The organism is Thermostichus sp. MS-CIW-41 (assembly GCF_054058915.1).
The window spans coordinates 1-18,431 of sequence record NZ_JBSSBO010000009.1 but is presented as its reverse complement, the minus strand read 5'-3'; the positions used below and the strand labels follow the sequence as shown (position 1 = coordinate 18,431).

Here is an 18,431-nt window from a genome sequence, read left to right as displayed (position 1 = left end):
TTAATTAATCTAGCGATGCAGCTTCGGGTCTGTCAACAGTTGCAGTGAGCTCCTATGCGTGGGGAAGCTGAAGCTCTTCGCCAAGGTCAGGGCCAATGTCAAGAGGAGTCACGGGGAGAGTGCGGGCTACCTCAAAGAAATAGGCGCGGATCTCCGGCCCGAAATAGATGACATCTCCGCTCCTCAGGTAGTGAGTAGCCACCCGCGTGCCGTTGACAAACACCCCATTGGTACTGGACTGGCCCTTGCGGTTGCCGTCGATCAGGCAATAGGTAAACCCTGTCCGGTTGGACTTGGTGGGCACCCGCACCAGGTAAGCGTGGCGACGCGAGACAAACCGATTGACGATCTGGATGGCGTTGGAGGGATCCCGTCCAAGCGTATAGATACTCTCCCGCAGGATGTAGCTGCAGGGCCGGACAGGATGGCAGATGGACAGGGTGAACTCCGGATGGGACACCGGCCGTTCAGGGACTTGATCGAACAAATCCGCCGGCAGATCAAAGCCCTGGCTGGGAAGAGGACTTTTCCCGCCAACCTCTGTGATGGAGGTGAAAAAATCGTCGTAGCTATGTGGCAAAGGTCTTCCCCCCTCAACGCTCAACGCCATTTACAGCAGCTTGGCTTTCCAAATTCAAAGTCTTATCTATAGTTCCCCAAAACCCTACTGCTTTCAAAGGAACTCTGGTCTTGGCGGGCTGCCGGAAAACCCACAAGCCCCAGTGTACTGTACTATACACCATAGGCAGCCTTGGAGATACCCCCTTTCCCCGGAAACTGGGCTTGGGCTCAGGTTGGGCCTATTTTGGCTTTCAGGGATCCCTTGGGAGCCTCAGCCTTCGCGGGCTATCCTGAGTAACAGATTCTTGAGGTAGGGGTGTGACGGAGGCCCTGCTGCGTCGGTTGGATGTGGCCACAGAAGCTGCCCTGGAGGCAGGGGCTTTGCTGCGCAGTTATGTGGGAGGCACCCTCGCCATTGAGGAGAAACGTCCGGGCGACTTGGTGACTGCGGCGGATCGCGCTTCCGAGGATCTCATCTTGAAAATCTTGAGGCGGCACTTCCCCGAAGATGTCATCTTGACCGAGGAATCAGGCCAGCAGGGATCCCCGGAGGGTGCCTACGCTTGGATGATCGATCCCCTGGATGGCACCACCAACTTTGCCCACGGTTACCCTTTCGCTGCCGTCTCCATCGGTTTGCTGCAGGGGCGGGAGCCGGTTTTGGGGGTTGTTTGTGACGTTTTTCGCGGGGATCTGTTTCGCGCCGTCCAAGGGATGGGGGCTACCCGCAACCGCCAACCCATTCGAGTCTCCACAACGGCTGAATTGTCTCGGAGCTTGCTGGTGACCGGCTTTGCCTATGATCGTCGCGAAACCCCTAACAACAACTACGCCGAGTTTTGCCACTTTACCCATCTCACCCAAGGAGTGCGGCGGGGCGGATCTGCAGCTCTGGATTTGGCCTATGTGGCCACCGGTCAGTTGGATGGCTACTGGGAGCGGGGCCTCTCCCCTTGGGACATTGCCGCAGGGATCGTTCTGGTGCGGGAGGCAGGCGGCAAGGTGACCGCTTATGATGGCAGCCCGGTGGACGTTTACAGTGGCCGACTGTTGGCCAGCAATGGCTGGTTACACGCTGCTCTGCAAGAAGAACTGGCCCAAGTACAGCCTTTGCCGGTCTCCTTTCCCATGCGGCGGGATCCACGCCCAGCCTATCAGAACCGGGAAAGCTCCCCAGTTGAGTTGAATTGAAGACAGAAGTAGCTGACGAATAATCGAGGAATAATCAAGAAGATTCCAAGAACCCTATGTTGGGCAGGGTAGATAGGAGATGGGTTAGCGGACTCCCCGGAAAACAGCGACATGGCTGCCGGGCGGCACAGTTCGGCCTGGCTCTCCTCTTGGGAGCGATGGCCCTTGGGGTTGCCACTGCTGGCCCCGGTTACCCTCAGCCGGCACAAGGGAAAGTCGCCCCCACCGAGCAGGCACAGCCCCCTGATTCCCGTTGGACTGAGATCCAAGCTCGGGGGCGCATTCGGGTTGGCTTGGATCCCAGTCTGGGGCCGGCCTATCTCTACACCGACTTGGAGCGACAAACCTACGCCGGCTTCGAGTGGGATATCCTGGAGGCGCTTGCCCAAACCCTTCAGGTGCAGGTGGATCCCATCTACGTGGCCTGGAGCGAGCAGTTGGCGGCCTTGCAAGCGGATGAGGTGGACTTGATCTGGGGAGCGCGGGAAGCTTTGGGCTTGGATCCGGAGCAGTTTCTGGCCACCCGGCCCTACTACCTCAGCCCGCAGCGCTTGGTGGTACGGGATCCCTTCCCCGCCTCCGGGCCAGAGGAACCGGCCATCGAGACACTGTCGCAATTATTTGGCCGCAAAGTGGGCATTGTAGTTAACAGTACGGGGGCAGCCCTGCTGGAGGCGTACAACGAGAGGAGAGGCAACGCCATTCGTCTCTTTGCCACCAGTAACCCTGAGCGCTTGTTTGCTCAGCTACAGGCTGGCCAGTTGGATGCTGTGCTGGTCGATCAGCCTGTTGCCGCCCTAAACCTGCGCCAAGCTGGATCCCGGCTGCGCCTGGTGGGGCCGCCCCTGTTCCCCATGCCTCTGGTGGGAGTAGTATCCTCTCAGCATCCTTCCCTGAAGGAAGCTGTGGATGGGGCGATTTCCAGCCTGATCGAAAACGGAACCTTGCAGCAGATTTTAGAGAAGTGGCAACTATGGGATCCAACTCTAATGTCCCCCGCCTCAACCGAGGGCTAGCCCGCTACGAGACTGACCATTTCGCCATCTTAGGCGTGCCCCTTACCGCCGACTCCAAGGGGATCCGGCGCGGCTACCTGCAGGCGGCCAAGGCCCTCCACCCGGATCGGTTTGTGGGGGATCCCGAAGGTGCAGAGCGCGCCAACATCCTCTTTGCCAAGCTGGTCAACCCGGCCAACGAAGTGCTGACCAAAGAGCGGGAGCGAGGGGAATATGAAACGGTGCTCAAAATGCGGATTAAACGCCTTTTGGAGACGCCCCCCCCGGATCTTTGGCCCTCTGGGGAAGCCGTCAAGGGCTTGGCCGAGCGCCCCGATTGGCAAGAAGAGTATGTCAGGCGGGTGGAGAAGCTGGCCAAAGAACAATACAGCTCCATGGAAACCCTGCTGGAGAAAACCGAGCAATTGAGCGAGCTGAACCTGGCCTATTTGTTGCTCAAGGCCGGCTACCAGGGGAGCCTAGCCCCTGCCTCTAGAACCACTACCGCGACCGGGATCCCAACCCCTTCCCCCAGCCGTACCACTGTGGGTGGGATCCCAGCCTCCCCCGTCGTTGCTCCGCCCAGCCGTCCCCCTGTTCAGCCTGTTCCCACCCCACCGCCTGCCCCCAAGTTCAGCCCTGGGGAAACCCGCTTTATCCAAGCCTTGGACATGATCGAGCGCAAGCAATACCGGGATGCGGTGCAGTATCTGAACTTTGCCATCAGCGCTGAGCCCAACGTGGCCCGCTACTACCTGCACCGGGGCATTGCCCACCTGAAGCAGGGGAATACCGGCATGGCCAAAGCAGACTTTATGCAAGCCAGTCGCCTAGAACCTGCCAACGCCGAGTTGATGGCAGAAGTGCGCCGCTGGCTGCAGCAAGTCACCACTCAACAGCCCATTCCCGTCCCCAAGGACTCCGTCCCGCCAACGCGAGTGGCCAGCCGTCAAACGTCACAGGCTCAGAAAGTGGTGCCGCCTCCCCGCAAAGAAGACAACGGCGGGTTCTTTAGCCGCCTCTTCGGCAGGAAAAAGTAGGCAGAGCCCCCCTTAACGCGCTCCTCCCAGCACCAGCAGCGTCACCAGGGATCCCGTATTCCAGAGGCTGTGCAGCAGGATGGGAGCCAGCAGGTTGCGGCTGTGGCTGTACACCACCCCCAGCACCACCCCCAGCATGGTCAAAGGCAGCAGATCAGAGAGGTTGAGGTGGGCAAGGGCAAAGGTGAAGGCGCTAAGCCCAATGGCGGCCCCCATAGGCAGGTAGCGGCTTAGAGTAGGCAGCCAAAAGCCCCGGAACAGCACCTCCTCAAAAACAGGGGCACAGACAGACACCACGGCCAAAAACACCAACCGCGCCCCCCAACCATGGCTATCCAGCAGCAGAGGCAGAATAGGGTTCCCACCCCCTGCCTGCGGTAGCAGCAATTGCGAGAGTGCCGCTGCCAGCACCACCAAAGGCAAGGCCACCCAGTAGCCACACAAGCCCCACAGCAGCCAAGGACCCCACAACCGCACCTGCAGCACCCTCTGCCAGCCGGGGTAGGTGTGCAAGAGACGGTACAATAACCCCGCCCCCAGCACAGCGCCGGAGTTGTAGGTGAGAAACAGGGCTACCGCCTGGTGCCAAGGGCTGAGCTGCTCTGCCCCCAGGCCGAGAATGATGATGTAAAGTCGAGGCACCAAAGCGTTGAGGGCGATAAACCCCAAAAACCAGCCGGTCAGCACCGCTTGCGCCCCGATCCCCGGCCAAGGCACTTCCCAAGCAGGGCCCAGGAGCGGACGTTTGCGCCAAAGGCTCCAGCCCAGCCAGCCCAACAAGAGCATCAACCCCAGCAGCGCCCCCAGCACGGGGATCCCGCCCACCACCGCCAGTCGAAATAGAGCCGCCAAGGCCAATTTTTCCTGCTGTTGGTTGAGGGCATTTAGGCTATCGCTGCGCTGCTGCAGTCGGTAAAGCTGTTGCAGGGCCACCGCCTCAAACCAACCATCCAGATGATTGCGAATCTGCACCTCCGCCTCTGGCAAGATGCGCCGCGGTGTTCCCCACAGCCCTTGCAAAACCCGCGCTGCCCCCTTTTGGCTCGATTCCAGCTCCACGGGACGTTCCAGGTCGATGATCTGCTGCCATTGCTGCTGAGCGGCCTCCAGATCTTCTTGGTAGGCATAGAGCAAGCCAAGGCGCAGCCACAGTGCATCCAGCTCCGTCTGCAAATCTTGCATGGAGGCCAGAAGGGCGGGATCCACCTCTGGAGATTGGGCAGGTTCTGGGCTGGTCGCCTCAGATTCGCCAGCAGGAGTTAAACGGGCCAGCCGTTTCAAACGTTTCAGGCGTTCGGCGTAGTTATCGGCAGTCTGCTGATAGCGATTTTGGGCCACCTTGAACACATCCTGACCCAAAAGTGCCCGTGCCAGATCCTGATAGCGGGGATCATCGAGGGTGCGGGAAGCCTGCAGGGCGAGATCGGTTTGCAACAAATCCAACTGCGTTTGGGGCGGCGGCTGAAACCAACTGCTGGAAAGAGAAAGCCCGACAATCACAATGGCCAATAGGCTCAGCAGGTTGAGGATCCCACGGCGAACAGAAAACCAAGCAGAGGAGGGGTCGGCAGAGGCCGTGGTTTCAGAGTGAGACATTGCGGCGACGGATCCAACTCAAGCGGGTTATATCCTATCTTCTGTATTGTCTTGGCGGAATGGAGTTGTTATTACTGCATTACGGATTTGTCCTGTTGTCACCGTCGCTCCAGCCAATAGCGATAGATGGGCAGGCCCAGTTGTAGGCAGTGCCACTCCCGCTCCGTGGGGATGCCGAGGGGATTGGAGTCCAAAGGCCCCTGGTGGGGATCCCAAAACTGCGGATGCTCTAAAAATCGAGCTGCCATTTCTTCGGCCACCTCTTGGATATCCGATTGCAGGAAGACGGGGCTGCCCGGTCGCAGCAGCAGAGCCAGATCTGCCACCAGTTGGGGCTGGACGATCCGCCGTTTGTGATGGCGCTTTTTGAACCAGGGATCCGGAAATAGGATGGTTACGCGGCTGAGATCCCCCGGCGCAAACAGATGCCGCAAAGAGACATTGATGTTGGCAAACAGAAAATGGACGTTATCCAGCCCCAGCTCGTCCCGCCAGGCATTGGCCCGTTCCACCAGCGCCTGCCGAATCTCTACCCCCAGGAAGTTCCAGTCGGGCTGCTCCTGAGCGAGGCGCAGCAGAAATCGTCCGCTCCCTGTGCCGATATCCAGATGAAAGGGCTGCCCCAGCCGTCGGTATACCCGCTCCCAGTGGGGTGGGGGGGTGGGCTGCTGATACTGCGCCTGCAGGGGATTGACGTGCTGCCGTACCCGGTGACCGAGGCCCCTCTGTAAGGGGATCCCGGCCCAAGGCGGAGAAGGGGGGCGCTTCTCCAGTTGGCCCTCAGGCGATTGCTGCCCCTGTTGCACCTCTGCTTCCATAGACCACCTCCTGCCGCCAGCTGCGGCCCTCGCCCACTGACCAAGGGATCCCCCAGCTTGGAGGGGAGCGACAAAAGTCCAGGAGATCTAGGCTACCACCGGATGCTGTCGATGACTTGCCGCAAGATCTGGGCCGAGCGGTGCAGCTGCTTGCGCTCGCTCTCGGTGAGGGACATGGCCAGCGTGCGTTCCACCCCCTGCCGCCCGACCACTCTGGGCAAGCTGAGACAGACCTCTGGCAGATCGTACTCCCCTTGGGTGAGGCTGCTCACGGTTAAAACGCGGTGTTGATCCCGCAGCAGGGCTTGGACAATTTGCGTCACCCCTAACCCGATGGCGTAGCTGGTGGCCCCTTTGCGACGGATGATCTCGTAGGCAGCGTTGCGCACCTGCTCGAAGATATCCCCCAAATAGGCGGGATCCCAGTCCGGCGAGAGTTCCCCAATCGGGGTGCCGGCGATGTTCACCTTGCTCCAAACGGCCACCTCGCTATCTCCATGTTCGCCGATGATGTAGGCGTGCAGGCTACGCGGATCCACCCCCAGGCGCTCCGCCAAAAGATAGCGAAAGCGGGCTGTGTCCAAAACCGTCCCCGACCCAATTACCTGCCCTGCCGGCAACCCCGACAACTTCAGGGAAACGTAAGTCATGATGTCAACGGGATTGCTCACCACCAAAAGGAGTGTGTCAGGGCAATGCGCCATCAAGGCCGGGATCAAGCCTTTGAAGATCTCGACGTTGCGCTGCACCAAATCCAAACGGGTTTCTCCAGGCCGCTGCTTAGCCCCTGCCGTTAAAATCACTACATCTGACTCGGCGCAATCAGCCAGTTCCCCTGCCCGTATCCGCGTCGGCTCCACAAAGGGGATCCCGTGCACCAGATCCATCACTTCCCCTTCCAGCTTGTTGCGGTCGATGTCGTGAAGGACCAGCTCATCCAGAGTGTTCTGGATTACCATCGAGTAGGCACAGGCCATGCCTACCTGGCCGGCTCCGATGATGGATCCCTTCAAAAGGCGGCGAGAAGTCAGCCCCTCGACCTGCTGCTGGGAGCGCTGCTTGGGTTGGTGCTTAGAAACAGTCATGGCTGCAGCCGCTACTCTTCGTTCTCCAGCTTAAGCCTGCCTAGAGGAAGAAAAAAACAGGCTACCGCTCTCCAGAAGAACTGGAAAGGCGAGAAGAGGCAGGATCGGTTGCCGCAGCGGACTGGATCCATCTGAAACAATAAAAACAATAAATAGCCCTCTAACCTTCAACAGTCCTCAACCCGGCTGCTGGGTTAGCCGCTGCCAAAGCTGCGGAGGAATGCGCTCGTGAGGACACTTTAGGGACTGAATCTGAGCTAAATCTTCCGGCATGTAGTGCAAGGCTACCCGCGCTGCCGGATCCAAAAGGCTGCGCCGTCGTCGGTTACATTGCTCCGCTTCTCCCAGAAACACGTCCAGCCAGCCATCTCGCTCTTGGTAGCGAATCCTCAAAGCAGAGAGAGAAGGCAGAGCAGAGGAAACTTCTTTGCGGTAGAGCCGAAAGCCCTGCTCCAGACTCCAGCCCAACCACCACTGAGGCGCCAATTGCCCCAACTGCCTACACCACACCCCCGCCTGAACCTGTTGCCATGCCATGCTTGCCACTCCGCAGCTTGTTCTCCTGAGAAGACTTAACTGCAAATCTTTAGCAATTGCTACTTGGGTAAATACTCTACCAGACTCCTCAAGCTTAATGCAAGTCTTTATCAAAGAGGATCCCTACTTTGCCGGCACGCTATTGAAAGCTAATCTCAATAGAGCTATGCTGTTACTCGGTTGAGTGGTGGAGTTGTATCCATCAGTCTTCCTCTCTTGCCTTGGATGCATCGGGGATCCCACGCCCGCGGAATTAGCCATCCTGGGTCTGGCAGGGATCCCTTTTCCAGGGCTAGCTGAGGTTCTTTCTAATGAGAGCAGTTCTAACTAATAGGAGCCTGGTTCCTTCCCAAGCGTGTCGATGTACGGGTAGAACAAGTTCGGGAGCCAGAAGCGGTTTAACCTTGAAAACGGCAGCGCAGGTCTCCTCACGCCGGCAGGACAGAGTTCTTGATTAACCTGCAAGAGTTGCTTCAAAGAATATCCCCTCCGGAGCACCCAAAAGCCCGTGCCAGCCCGGGGATCTTTTGTATCGAGAGACACACAAACTCCCCCAACAATTCCATAGGATGACCGTAGAATGGCAGAGACAGCGTGAATTCATAGCTGTTTTTTTCGGCTTGCCCTCCCCGTTGCCCGAGCGTCTACTGGGTGTTCCTAGCCTATGGTTGAAAGGGGGACTGCTGGGCCAGACCAGGCTGGCAGCGTTTATGATGCGCTGACGCGGGCCGATCTGTGGAATCCCCAGGTCATGTACCGTGGGCGCCCGGTACAGGCTCGGGGACGGGCTGTGCTGCGCACCATATTCGAGAGCGTCAGCGATGGGTTGTTTGTCCTTGAGTGTCTGCCCCCGGAGCCAGAAAGAGGCTCACCTCAACCGCGCTGTCGGTTTTTGGTGGGTAACCCGGCTTTTTGCAGGATGTTTTTTCTCTCCTCTCGACCTATCGAGGGAGAAGAGCATGCCTCTAACCCCCAAAACCCTGAACTTTGCTGAATTTACTGAGCTTTAGGCGGTTTGGCAAAAGTCATTGAGAGGGATATAGTAGACCAAGTTTCCCCCTGATCCTTGAGTCCACCGCAACGGTTGCCGGGAAGTGAAGGGGGAAAGCGCTCGGGGGGTATTCCTCAGGGCTTTGCGGGATACCGCCTTCCTGTTTGGACTCCGTCCCGCTGACGCGAACAGAGATAGGCAGGATGCGATCGCTTCTTTCCTGAACCATGTTCGGGAGAGTTCAGCGTGAATGTATCAGCTCCAGAGTTGTCTACCGCCTTCTCTGGCTGCGCAGATTCAACTGCACACCGAACACTGCCTCAGCCATGGCCGGCAAGTGAGCTTTGAGCTGAGCCTAACGGCCTCTGCCGCTCCCGACCCAGAGTCGACCCATGTTCTAATCGTTACCCTTTCTCCAGTAGTTGAGGAGAACAAGCCAATCAGCCGAATTGTCGGCTCCTGTCAGGACATCACAGCACGCAAGCAAGTGGAGTGGCAGCTACAGCGCAGCCAAAAGCAACTGTTGGAGCACAACCGGGCTCTGATGGAGCTCACCCGGCACAAAGCCCTCAGCCAAGGAGACTTACAAGCTGCTCTGCAACAGATTTGTACTACAGCCGCCCATACCCTGGGGGTGGCACGGGTGGGGGTCTGGCTCTACACGTCGGAGCGCTCCAGCATTCGCTGCATCAATCAATTCGAGATCACCCCAGACAACCCCGAGGGATCCCATACTCAAGGGGCGGAGATCTGGGCCAAAGACTATCCCCGTTATTTTCAAGCCCTGGAGCAAGAGCGCACCATTGCTGCCGACCAAGTGGTGGCGGATCCCCGCACCGCCGAGTTCGGCAATTCCTACCTGACAGCAATGGGAGTGGTCTCGATGCTGGATGCCCCCATTCGACTGGAAGGACGGATGGTGGGAGTTCTCTGCCACGAGCACATTGGCTCCCCTCGCCACTGGACCTTAGAAGAGCAAAACTTCGCCGGATCCCTGGCGGATTTGGTGTCTCTGGCCCTCGAGATCTCGGAGCGCCGGCAAGTGGAAGAGGAGCTGCGCCAGGCTGAGGAGCGCTATCGCAATTTTTTCGAGAATGCGGTAGAGGGCATTTTTTTCACCGATGCGGCAGGTCGGTATCTCTCCGCCAACCCGATGCTGGCCCAGATCTGCGGCTACAGCTCCCCCGAAGAATTGATGCGCGAAGCGAAAGAGGCGGGCAAGCGGCAGCTCTATGTGGATCCCAGCCAGTGGGAAGAATTTGTGCGGCTATTGCAGGAGCAGGGATCCGTACGCGGCTTTGAGTACCGGCTGCGGCGGCGGGATGGCTCGATCATCTGGGTCCGAGAAAAGGCCCGTTTGGTTAAAGATAAAGCCGGAAATATCCTCGGCTATGAAGGCATCTGCGAAGACATCACCGCCCAAAAGCAGAGCTTAGCCTACATGGAGTTTCGCGCTCATCATGATGCCCTGACAGGTTTGGTGAACCGCGAATCCTTTCGAGAGCGGCTGCAGCAGGCCCTGCAGCAATACTGCAGTGAATCACTGGCCCTCTTCTTTGTGGATTTGGATCACTTCAAAGACATCAACGATACCTTCGGCCACAGTGTCGGCGATGCCCTGTTGCAGGGGGTAGCCGAACGGCTAACCAAGTGCGTTCGCCCTGGAGATATCGTCGCCCGCTGGGGAGGGGATGAGTTCACCCTGCTGCTGCCCCGAATCGGCAGCCCCACAGTGGCAGCGCGTCTGGCTCAGCGGATTGTCGATGCCTTTCAAACTCCCTTCTCCTGCGAGGGCCATTCCCTTTCCGTGACCTGCAGCATCGGCGTCGCCCTCTACCCCCAAGACGGCGTAGAAGTGTCCACCCTTTTGCACCATGCCGACTTGGCCCTCTACCAGGTCAAAGAAAAGGGTCGCAGCGGCTTTCAGCTCTACCGGCCAGTTTCAGGGATCCCGGCAGCAGTCCGCAACACTATCCTGTAAGCTGGTTGGGTCAGAAGCCCTTCTGGTTTGTGATTTGTGCATCCGGGTCGTAGCTATCGCCGTCTCATTCCCTTCATTCGGCCCCATCTGTGGATGTTGTTGCTGGGGCTAACCTGTACCCTTGGCTTTGTGCTAACCATGCCCGCCCTCGCCTACTTGATCGAGTGGGTGGCCCGCTCCATTGGTGCCGGGGATCTGGGGCAATTGCGGATGCTGGCCTTGATTGGGGTGGTGTTTTTCTTGGTGCGCGGCGCTTTTCAGTATGGCCAAGACACCCTGATGGCGAGGGCCTCCTTGCAAATGGTTTTGGAATTGCGCCAACAGATTTATGCCCACCTGCAGGCACTGGATGTAGACTATTTTTCCGGCAGCCGCACTGGCGATCTGGTCTATCGCCTCACGGGGGATCTGGATCGGGTGGGAGAGGTGGTGCAGCGGTTTTTCCATCGCTTCATCCCCAGCGTGCTCACCATCTTGGCGGTGGTGGCCTACCTGTTCTATCTCAACGGCATTCTCACCTTGACCACCTTGCTGATCGCCCCCCTGATGGGAGCCTTGATCAGTTGGTTTGGGGATCGCCTTTTGTTTCGCTCCCGCCTCAACCAAGAGAAGATGTCGGATTTGGCCGCCCTCTTGACTGAAGTGTTTGCTGGCATCAGCCTCACTCGCGCCTTTGCGGCTGAGGACTACGAAATTCGCCGCTTCAGTGCCATTGCCGAAAGCAACCGCCTGGCCCGGTTTCAGACCGAACAGGTGAAAGCCATTCAAGACCCGGTGGTGGGTTTTCTGTACGCCATGAGCGTGTTGGGGGTGTTTTGGGTGGGCGGCTGGCAAATTAGCCAGGGCAACCTGACCGGCAGCCAGTTTCTCGGCTTTATCGCCGGTGTTGCGATGTTGATCGACCCTATTGTTCACATCACCAACAACTACAGCGAGCTGAAACAGGGTGAGGCTTCGGTGGAGCGGATTTTCGAGCTGCTGAACACCCGCTCCCAAATCCGGGAGCTGCCCGGGGCCCGCCCCATGCCTCCCATTCAGGGTTGGGTGGAGTTCGACCAAGTTTCCTTTGCCTACAAACCGGATCAGCCGGTGCTCAAACAGATCAGCTTTCAGGTGTCTCCCGGCGAGATTGTGGCCCTGGTGGGATCCTCCGGCGCCGGCAAATCCACCCTGGTGAGCCTGATTCCCCGCTTTTACGATCCCCAGCAGGGCTGCATCCGCATCGACGGCATCGACATCCGCACCGTCACCCTCAAGAGCCTGCGCCGGCAGATCGGCATTGTGCCGCAGGAGATCACCCTGTTTTCGGGAACCATTGCCAGCAACATCGCCTACGGACAAGAGCATTTTGACCTGGAAGCGGTACGCCAGGCGGCCCAGGTGGCCAACATCGACACCTTTATCGAGAGCTTGCCCGATGGCTACGCCACCCGCGTGGGAGAACGCGGGGTCACCCTCTCCGGTGGACAACGGCAACGGCTGGCCATTGCCCGCGCCGTGCTCCTCAACCCCAAGATCTTGATCCTGGACGAGGCCACCTCGGCTTTGGACAACGAGTCAGAAGCGTTGGTGCAGGAAGCGCTGCAACGGCTGATGCAACGCTGCACCGTTTTTGTGATTGCCCACCGCCTCTCGACGGTACGCACCGCCCACCGCATTTTCGTCTTGGAGCAGGGGCAATTGCTGGAGCAGGGAAATCACCGAGAATTGCTGGGCAAAGGGGGTCGCTACGCCCAGTTTCACCTGCGCCAGTTTCATTGAACCCTTGGCCTCTGGATCTCCTGGATCTCCCATGCCTGCCGGAAGGGCCGGTAAAACTCCGGATCCGCAGGCGCTCCCCCCGGGATCCCACAGATGGCCGCCGCAAATTGCACGGCCCGTTGCACCAGAATCGCCTCCGGCCATCCCCGCAACAGCCCCAGGATGGCCACGGCGCTAAATGCATCTCCCGCCCCCACTGTATCCACCAGCTGAGGCGCGGGCACTGGGTCGGCCCGATGGATCTGAGTAGGGGTGATCAGCAGCGCGCCTGCCGCTCCCAAGGTCAGAAATAGACCTTTCAGGTTCAGATGAGCCTGGAGGATCTGTCCTTGCTCCAGCACGTCTCCGGCAGGGATCCCTTCCAGCCGGGCTACTTGTTCCAGCTCTGCCTGGTTCAGCTTCAGCCAAGTGCAGGTGCGCAGCATCTCCTGGATGGCGTCTGGATGCCACCAGGGATCCCGCAGGTTGAGATCCAGAAACACGGGACAGCCCAAAGCGGGGATCCCCTCTTGAAAGTGGCGATGGGCTGCCTCCCGGCGGGCTGCCAAGCTGCCCCGGTAGAGCAGGCTGGGCTGGAGAGCTTGCAGAGCCCCGATATCCAACTGGATGTAGTCGTAGGCTTGGTCGGGCAAGATGGCGAAGGTGGGGATCCCTTGCTCATCCAGGGTTACTTGAACCTTGCCGGTGGGGTGAACAGAATCCTGCTGCAGACCCTCCAGGCGCAGCCCCTGCCGTCGCAAGGCCCCCAGCAGCTCTCTGGCGGCCTCGTCTTGGCCAACACGACTGAGCAAGAGGGGATCGGATCCCAGCCCCTTGAGGTTCCAAGCCACATTCAAAGCTGCTCCGCCCAGCACAACCTCGGTGGGGAAGCAGTCGAAAAGCACCTCCCCCAAGATGAGCGGCAAACCCAGGGGCACATGAGAGGGATCCATCTTGAGCACTCAGCTAGAAATCGCAGGAGCCCCGTGCTGTACCGGTAGGATCAGTGTCGAGAGGAAAGTCCGCCTCCATGGTTATAATTGTACTGCGGACACCAGAAACGGTTGTTTAAGGCACTGGTAACGGTCGATTGGGGGTGCTGTAAACCACCCCAGAGGCTCGTGGTTGGCTTGCCAACTGCAGGGCTACTAAAAGCCCGCTCTGTACTGCTTTAGCGGTCGGAGTCGGGTAGTTTACGAAGCAGCCGTTGACGTCCGCGGTGCGGAGCCCAATCCCTGGAGCTCCAGGATCTGCTGATAGGTGTTGCTGCGGAACCAACGCTCGATTTCTCTGGCCCGCAGCACCGGCAGCGGATGGGTGCGCCCCACCGTTTGCATCTGCTTCAGCTCCATCTGCCACAGATCCCCGTCCAGCTCGTCGTAAGTACGGGCCTGCTCCAAAAAGGCGTCCACGTTCAGCTTGGAGGCTAATTGCGGGGATCCCCCACACAATTTCATCAACACCGAGATCACCGTCTTGGCATCTTGGGCTACCAACAGCGCCGCCCGGTCACAGGTAAACTCGGCACACCGCAGCCAGTGCATCAGTTGATCCTGCAACGCCTGATAAAACAACCCCCCGAAGGGGAGCAAGCTGGTGGAGAGCATGAGAATGTTGGCCATCGTCAAGTAGACCCCGTGATTGCACTTCAAGTGGCCCAACTCATGAGCGATCACGGCCTGAATTTCCGGCGGCTCCAACAGATCCAGCAGAGAGCTGTGCAAGACAATGAAGGGCTTTTTCCCCTGCATGGCAAAGGTGTAAGCATTGGGCGTGGGGTTCTGCCGCACGTAGAGCTGGGGCACCTCCAGATCCAAGATGCGACAGGCCTGCACCAAAAGCTGATGAATTTCCGGCAACTGATGCTCGTTAATTTGGATGCTGGAAGCAATGTTGTCCAGATAAAATATCTGTCCTGCCGTTGAGCCAAGCCAATTTTGAATCAGCAGGCCCAGCCCCGGCACTTGCTGCAGAGAGCGGGTGGCTTGCAGATCCACGGGATGACGAAATTGGTCGGCCCGCAGGCCCAACAGAATGCGAGGTTCTCGTTGAATGGACGACATAGACAATAGACAACAGAGGGAGAAAGGACTTCGGTTACAACTCGTAGGGCACAAACTGGCGGTGGCGATTCAACAAAAATAGCCGCTCCGGCGGCGGATCCGGCAGGGTCGGCTTGTTGGTAAAGTCAAACGGGTTCTCTCCAGAGGGGATCTCCCAGTAGACCACATGATCTTGAATGCGAGTGCCATCGGTAACAAAGCGCCCAGTATCGGCGGCAGCACGCTCAGCGCGGCGATAGAGTCGCCCTTGCCAGGTCAAGTGCGGGGGCAGCCCCAATCCCAAAAACAGTTGCTGCCGACTGGATTCCTGGTTGAACACCGTTTGCAGGCGATCCGCCCAGATCCTTGCCAGATCTGCCGGTTGGGGAGCAGCATGAGCCTCTGCATCGGCTGGAGTTACCTCCAACAGCAGTTGCTGGTTCAAAAGAATCCGAGCGGCTTGAGCTGGGGGATCCCCGCTGCCGGTCGTCGAGGGATTGGGACTGGGGATATCCAGACTGACCTGCACCTGAGGGCTGCTGGCCTGTAGCAAAATCTCTTCCAACCGTTGCTTCAGCAGACGGAGGCGAGCGGGGGCATCGGGGGTGCGCAGGGTCAAAACCAGCTCACTCCCCACCCGAAACTCGCTTTCTGCCCAGGTTGCCTCACTCCGCCAACTCCCCATCAGCCCACCCACGAGCAGGATCCCTGCCCACCTCGCCATCCTTGCCGGCCCCCTTACCGGGGGTGAAGCGCTCCTCTGTGGCCTTGACAAGTTCACTAACCTCGCCTCTCCCCTGCAGGACTCCTTGATCTTAGCCGCTACCCTAGATACATCTGTTCTCTTGACCCTATGCCGTTGGCAAGCTCGGCTTCTTTGTCATTGTTCTAAGGTCATCATGCGGATCCCGACTTCCACCTATCGCATTCAGTTTCATGCTGGGTTTGACTTCGACGCAGCACGACAGATTGTTCCCTACCTGAAGTTGCTGGGCATCAGTGACTTGTATGCCTCTCCCATCTTCCAAGCCCGCAAAGGCAGCACCCACGGCTACGACGTGGTGGATCCCAGGCAAATTAATCAGGAATTGGGGGGAAGCGAAAAGTTTGAGCTCTTGTGGGAAGCCCTCAATCAGCAGGGAATAGGCTGGATCCAGGACATTGTGCCCAATCACATGGCCTACGATGGCCAAAACCAGATGCTCATGGACGTTCTGGAGAGCGGCCCCAACTCAGATTTTGTTGACTACTTTGATGTGAATTGGAATCACTCTTACCTGGGGATCAAAGGCAGAATCTTAGCCCCTTTCTTGGGAGATTTCTACGACAAATGTTTGGAGTCGGGTCAAATCCAGCTTCGTTATGATGCCGATGGCCTAAGTATTAACTACTACAACTTGAGGTTCCCCCTCAATATTGACACCTATGCGGATGTTTTTACCTACAACCTGAGCAAACTGCGGCGAAAATTGGGACGCAGCCACCCTGACTACGTCAAGTTGCTCGGGATCCTCTTCAGCCTGAAATTCATTCCCAGCAAGGAAGATCTCCTAGAGCGCACCGATCAAATTAGCTTTGCCAAGCATTCATTGTGGGAACTCTACACGTCTAGCCAACCTATCCAGAGCTTTTTTGACGAGAACATTGCCATCTTTAACGGCAAGCCAGGGGATCCGTCAAGCTTTGACCTGCTGGATAGTCTTCTGGCGCGGCAAAATTTTCGCCTTTCCTTCTGGAAGGTGGGTGCTGAGGAGATCAATTATCGTCGTTTCTTTACCATTAACGAGCTGATCTCACTGCGGGTGGAAGATCGCGAGGTGTTTCGCAAAACCCATCAGCTTATCTTTAAGCTTGCAGAACAGGGGCGTTTTAGTGGTTTGCGCATCGATCATATCGATGGGTTGTTCAATCCCGAAGAGTATCTCCATCGCCTGCGGGAACGCTGCCCAAATCTCTACATCGTAGTAGAAAAAATACTAGAGGCTAATGAAAGTCTGCCCCAAAGCTGGCCGGTTCAGGGCACAACGGGCTATGATTTTTTGGCTAAGCTCAACGGCATCTTTTGTCAAGAAGAAAATGCAGAGGCTTTTGACTCTCTCTATCAAAATTTCACAAATCTACGGCATTCCCCAGAGCAGGTTATCGAAGATAAAAAACGCCTGATCATCGAGCGCAACCTGTCAGGAGATATGGATAACCTTGCTTTTTTGCTCAAACAGATCACCAGCCACCATCGCTATGCCAATGACTTTACCCTCTACAGTTTACGTCGAGCTTTGGTAGAAGTTTTGGTGTGCTTTCCGGTCTACCGCGTCTATATCCACGAAGGGATCCTCAGTCCAGAAGGTCAACAGGTGGTTCGTCAAGCTGTGGAGAAGGCCAAGGAGAACCTGCCCGTTTTGGTGAATGAGCTGAATTTTATTCAGCGCTTTCTCTGCCTGGAGTCTCTGGACAATTTATCAGACCAGGAGAAAAATGAGCAGATCTATTTTGCCATGCGCTTGCAGCAGTTGGCCGGCCCTCTCATGGCCAAAGGGGTAGAAGATACTGCTTTTTATGTGTACAACCGCCTTTTATCTCTCAATGAAGTCGGTGGGGATCCCTGTCGCTTTGGCCTTTCGGTGCAAGAGTTTCACCGCTTTAATCAAGAGCGGGCAGCTCGGTGGCCTCTGTCCATGAATGCTTCTGCCACTCACGACACCAAGCGTGGCGAAGATGTGCGGGCCCGGCTGAATGTGCTTTCTGAAATCCCCGCCGAGTGGGAAAAGCACATCAACCTTTGGCATGAACTGAACCTCGGCTACAAAGTCCGCAGCAAACAAGCCAAGCGCTCAGAACTGCCGGATCGCAATGACGAGTATTTGCTCTACCAAACTTTGCTCGGCTCCTATCCCTTCCAACCGGAAGAGGTGCCCCAGTTCGTACAGCGGGTCAAAGACTATGCCATCAAAGCAGTGCGGGAAGCTAAAGTTCACACCGCTTGGCTTCGCCCCGATACCGAGTACGAAGAAGCCACTACCGCCTTTATCGAACGGATCCTTCAAGGTCCTAACCCCTTTTTGGAGTCCTTTTTGCCTTTCCAACGGAAAGTTGCTCACTTTGGCATTTTTAATTCTCTCTCACAGACGCTGATCAAACTGACCAGCCCTGGGATCCCGGATATTTACCAAGGCACGGAACTGTGGGATTTGAGCATGGTGGATCCCGACAATCGTCGGCCTGTGGATTTTTCCCGTCGCCTCGCCTATCTAGAAGAAATTCAACGGCGGGTTAAACAGGATCCTCTCCAACTCATTGCGGATTTGCTCCTGCACCGCAGCGACGGACGCATTAAGCTGTTTCTGATTCATCATGTGCTCAAGGCCCGCCAGGAACAGCCCCAATTGTTTCTCGAGGGCAGCTACATTCCTCTGCAAATCAGCGGATCCCATGCCGCCCACATTGTGGCTTTTGCCCGTCAGCACGGCAAGCAGGTATTGCTCACGGTAGTGCCGCGTTTTTTAACAAAGTTGATCGACGAAACCCAAGATCCTCTGGGAGAATCCGTTTGGGCAGATACCGAAATTCATCTGCCGCGCTGGAAGCGGCTGGACTGGGTGAATGGGCTAACCCAGGAAAGGATCCCTGCCGGCGAAACCTTGCCGGTGGGCGTTGTCTTGAAATCCTTCCCGGTAGCCCTGCTGTGGGGACAATCCCGCTAGCGGCCTAGGCGGGAGCTAGGGCGTAAACTACCCGACTCCGACCGCTAAGCGGTACGGGGCGGGCTTTCAGTAGCCCTGAGCCTGCTCTGCTCTACCAGAGAACAAAACAGGCCCGAACCTCTAGGCTGGTTTACAGCAGCCCCCAAGAGCGCA

Annotated in this window: 15 protein-coding genes; 7 read left to right on the top strand and 8 right to left on the bottom strand. The window is 57.6% G+C overall.

The annotated features are described in order from the left end of the window. Window positions 1-52: 52 nt before the first annotated feature. Window positions 53-610: an FHA domain-containing protein gene (locus ACVWXE_RS04320; protein WP_414356749.1), complete on the bottom strand. Its 558-nt coding sequence runs from the start codon at window positions 608-610 to the stop codon at window positions 53-55. Between the two features lie 269 nt (window positions 611-879). Between ACVWXE_RS04320 and ACVWXE_RS04315 the strand changes: the two genes are divergently transcribed. The 3 genes from ACVWXE_RS04315 to ACVWXE_RS04305 all read left to right on the top strand — a co-directional run bounded on the left by ACVWXE_RS04315 (window position 880) and on the right by ACVWXE_RS04305 (window position 3,787). Further along, entirely contained in the window at window positions 880-1,752 is an 873-nt protein-coding gene (locus ACVWXE_RS04315; protein ID WP_457489679.1) for an inositol monophosphatase family protein, read from the top strand. A 158-nt stretch (window positions 1,753-1,910) separates the two neighbouring features. Further along, window positions 1,911-2,768: an ABC transporter substrate-binding protein gene (locus ACVWXE_RS04310; protein WP_457489678.1), complete on the top strand. Its 858-nt coding sequence runs from the start codon at window positions 1,911-1,913 to the stop codon at window positions 2,766-2,768. Beyond that, entirely contained in the window at window positions 2,726-3,787 is a 1,062-nt protein-coding gene (locus ACVWXE_RS04305) for a J domain-containing protein (protein ID WP_457443516.1), read from the top strand. Before ACVWXE_RS04310 ends, ACVWXE_RS04305 begins: the two co-directional genes overlap by 43 nt. 12 nt (window positions 3,788-3,799) lie before the next feature. Here ACVWXE_RS04305 and ACVWXE_RS04300 read toward each other — a convergent pair whose 3' ends face one another. The 4 genes from ACVWXE_RS04300 to ACVWXE_RS04285 form a co-directional block, all read right to left on the bottom strand. Beyond that, window positions 3,800-5,383, bottom strand: coding sequence for a CPBP family intramembrane glutamic endopeptidase (locus ACVWXE_RS04300; RefSeq protein WP_457443518.1), 1,584 nt, complete (start codon window positions 5,381-5,383; stop codon window positions 3,800-3,802). A 98-nt stretch (window positions 5,384-5,481) separates the two neighbouring features. Continuing rightward, window positions 5,482-6,201, bottom strand: coding sequence for a tRNA (guanosine(46)-N7)-methyltransferase TrmB (trmB, locus tag ACVWXE_RS04295; protein ID WP_414343030.1), 720 nt, complete (start codon window positions 6,199-6,201; stop codon window positions 5,482-5,484). 92 nt (window positions 6,202-6,293) lie between these two features. Next, window positions 6,294-7,214, bottom strand: coding sequence for an L-lactate dehydrogenase (locus ACVWXE_RS04290; protein WP_457489702.1), 921 nt, complete (start codon window positions 7,212-7,214; stop codon window positions 6,294-6,296). A 249-nt stretch (window positions 7,215-7,463) separates the two neighbouring features. Next, window positions 7,464-7,823 (bottom strand): hypothetical protein, encoded by a 360-nt coding sequence (locus ACVWXE_RS04285; RefSeq protein WP_011433745.1) that lies wholly within the window; start codon window positions 7,821-7,823, stop codon window positions 7,464-7,466. A gap of 664 nt (window positions 7,824-8,487) precedes the next feature. On the opposite strand from ACVWXE_RS04285, the gene ACVWXE_RS04280 reads away from it, so the two are divergent. The 3 genes from ACVWXE_RS04280 (at window position 8,488) to ACVWXE_RS04270 (ending at window position 12,556) form a co-directional block, all read left to right on the top strand. Then, window positions 8,488-8,817 (top strand): PAS domain-containing protein, encoded by a 330-nt coding sequence (locus tag ACVWXE_RS04280; protein ID WP_457489677.1) that lies wholly within the window; start codon window positions 8,488-8,490, stop codon window positions 8,815-8,817. A 247-nt stretch (window positions 8,818-9,064) separates the two neighbouring features. After that, the gene (locus ACVWXE_RS04275) at window positions 9,065-10,795 is read left to right on the top strand and encodes a diguanylate cyclase domain-containing protein (RefSeq protein ID WP_457489676.1); all 1,731 of its coding nucleotides are present in this window, start codon (window positions 9,065-9,067) and stop codon (window positions 10,793-10,795) included. 36 nt (window positions 10,796-10,831) lie between these two features. Beyond that, on the top strand, window positions 10,832-12,556 hold the full coding sequence (locus ACVWXE_RS04270) for an ABC transporter ATP-binding protein (RefSeq protein ID WP_011433743.1): 1,725 nt from the start codon (window positions 10,832-10,834) through the stop codon (window positions 12,554-12,556). Here the strand turns inward: ACVWXE_RS04270 and ACVWXE_RS04265 are convergent. The 3 genes from ACVWXE_RS04265 to ACVWXE_RS04255 all read right to left on the bottom strand — a co-directional run bounded on the left by ACVWXE_RS04265 (window position 12,550) and on the right by ACVWXE_RS04255 (window position 15,301). Next, on the bottom strand, window positions 12,550-13,488 hold the full coding sequence (locus tag ACVWXE_RS04265; RefSeq protein ID WP_457443522.1) for a PfkB family carbohydrate kinase: 939 nt from the start codon (window positions 13,486-13,488) through the stop codon (window positions 12,550-12,552). The two genes, ACVWXE_RS04270 and ACVWXE_RS04265, sit on opposite strands and share 7 nt — an antisense overlap. A 240-nt stretch (window positions 13,489-13,728) precedes the next feature. Continuing rightward, window positions 13,729-14,598 carry a M48 family metallopeptidase gene (locus ACVWXE_RS04260; RefSeq protein ID WP_011433741.1) on the bottom strand — a complete coding sequence of 290 codons (870 nt, stop codon included), beginning with the start codon at window positions 14,596-14,598 and terminating at the stop codon, window positions 13,729-13,731. 34 nt (window positions 14,599-14,632) lie between these two features. Further along, window positions 14,633-15,301, bottom strand: coding sequence for a hypothetical protein (locus ACVWXE_RS04255; protein ID WP_457443524.1), 669 nt, complete (start codon window positions 15,299-15,301; stop codon window positions 14,633-14,635). 175 nt (window positions 15,302-15,476) lie between these two features. Here ACVWXE_RS04255 and treY point away from each other — a divergent pair, with 175 nt between their 5' ends. After that, window positions 15,477-18,278, top strand: a complete 2,802-nt coding sequence (treY, locus tag ACVWXE_RS04250) for a malto-oligosyltrehalose synthase (protein WP_457443526.1) — start codon at window positions 15,477-15,479, stop codon at window positions 18,276-18,278. The last annotated feature ends 153 nt before the right edge of the window (window positions 18,279-18,431 follow it).

What these genes read in the sequence shown, in the direction of transcription:
- ACVWXE_RS04320 (WP_414356749.1), bottom strand. Translation starts at nt 610, where the DNA reads ATGGCGTTGAGCGTTGAGGGGGGAAGACCTTTGCCACATAGCTACGAC.
- ACVWXE_RS04310 (WP_457489678.1), top strand. Translation starts at nt 1,911, where the DNA reads ATGGCCCTTGGGGTTGCCACTGCTGGCCCCGGTTACCCTCAGCCGGCA.
- ACVWXE_RS04305 (WP_457443516.1), top strand. Translation starts at nt 2,726, where the DNA reads ATGGGATCCAACTCTAATGTCCCCCGCCTCAACCGAGGGCTAGCCCGC.
- ACVWXE_RS04300 (WP_457443518.1), bottom strand. Translation starts at nt 5,383, where the DNA reads ATGTCTCACTCTGAAACCACGGCCTCTGCCGACCCCTCCTCTGCTTGG.
- trmB (WP_414343030.1), bottom strand. Translation starts at nt 6,201, where the DNA reads ATGGAAGCAGAGGTGCAACAGGGGCAGCAATCGCCTGAGGGCCAACTG.
- ACVWXE_RS04285 (WP_011433745.1), bottom strand. Translation starts at nt 7,823, where the DNA reads ATGGCATGGCAACAGGTTCAGGCGGGGGTGTGGTGTAGGCAGTTGGGG.
- ACVWXE_RS04280 (WP_457489677.1), top strand. Translation starts at nt 8,488, where the DNA reads ATGGTTGAAAGGGGGACTGCTGGGCCAGACCAGGCTGGCAGCGTTTAT.
- ACVWXE_RS04275 (WP_457489676.1), top strand. Translation starts at nt 9,065, where the DNA reads ATGTATCAGCTCCAGAGTTGTCTACCGCCTTCTCTGGCTGCGCAGATT.
- ACVWXE_RS04265 (WP_457443522.1), bottom strand. Translation starts at nt 13,488, where the DNA reads ATGGATCCCTCTCATGTGCCCCTGGGTTTGCCGCTCATCTTGGGGGAG.
- ACVWXE_RS04260 (WP_011433741.1), bottom strand. Translation starts at nt 14,598, where the DNA reads ATGTCGTCCATTCAACGAGAACCTCGCATTCTGTTGGGCCTGCGGGCC.
- ACVWXE_RS04255 (WP_457443524.1), bottom strand. Translation starts at nt 15,301, where the DNA reads ATGGCGAGGTGGGCAGGGATCCTGCTCGTGGGTGGGCTGATGGGGAGT.
- treY (WP_457443526.1), top strand. Translation starts at nt 15,477, where the DNA reads ATGCGGATCCCGACTTCCACCTATCGCATTCAGTTTCATGCTGGGTTT.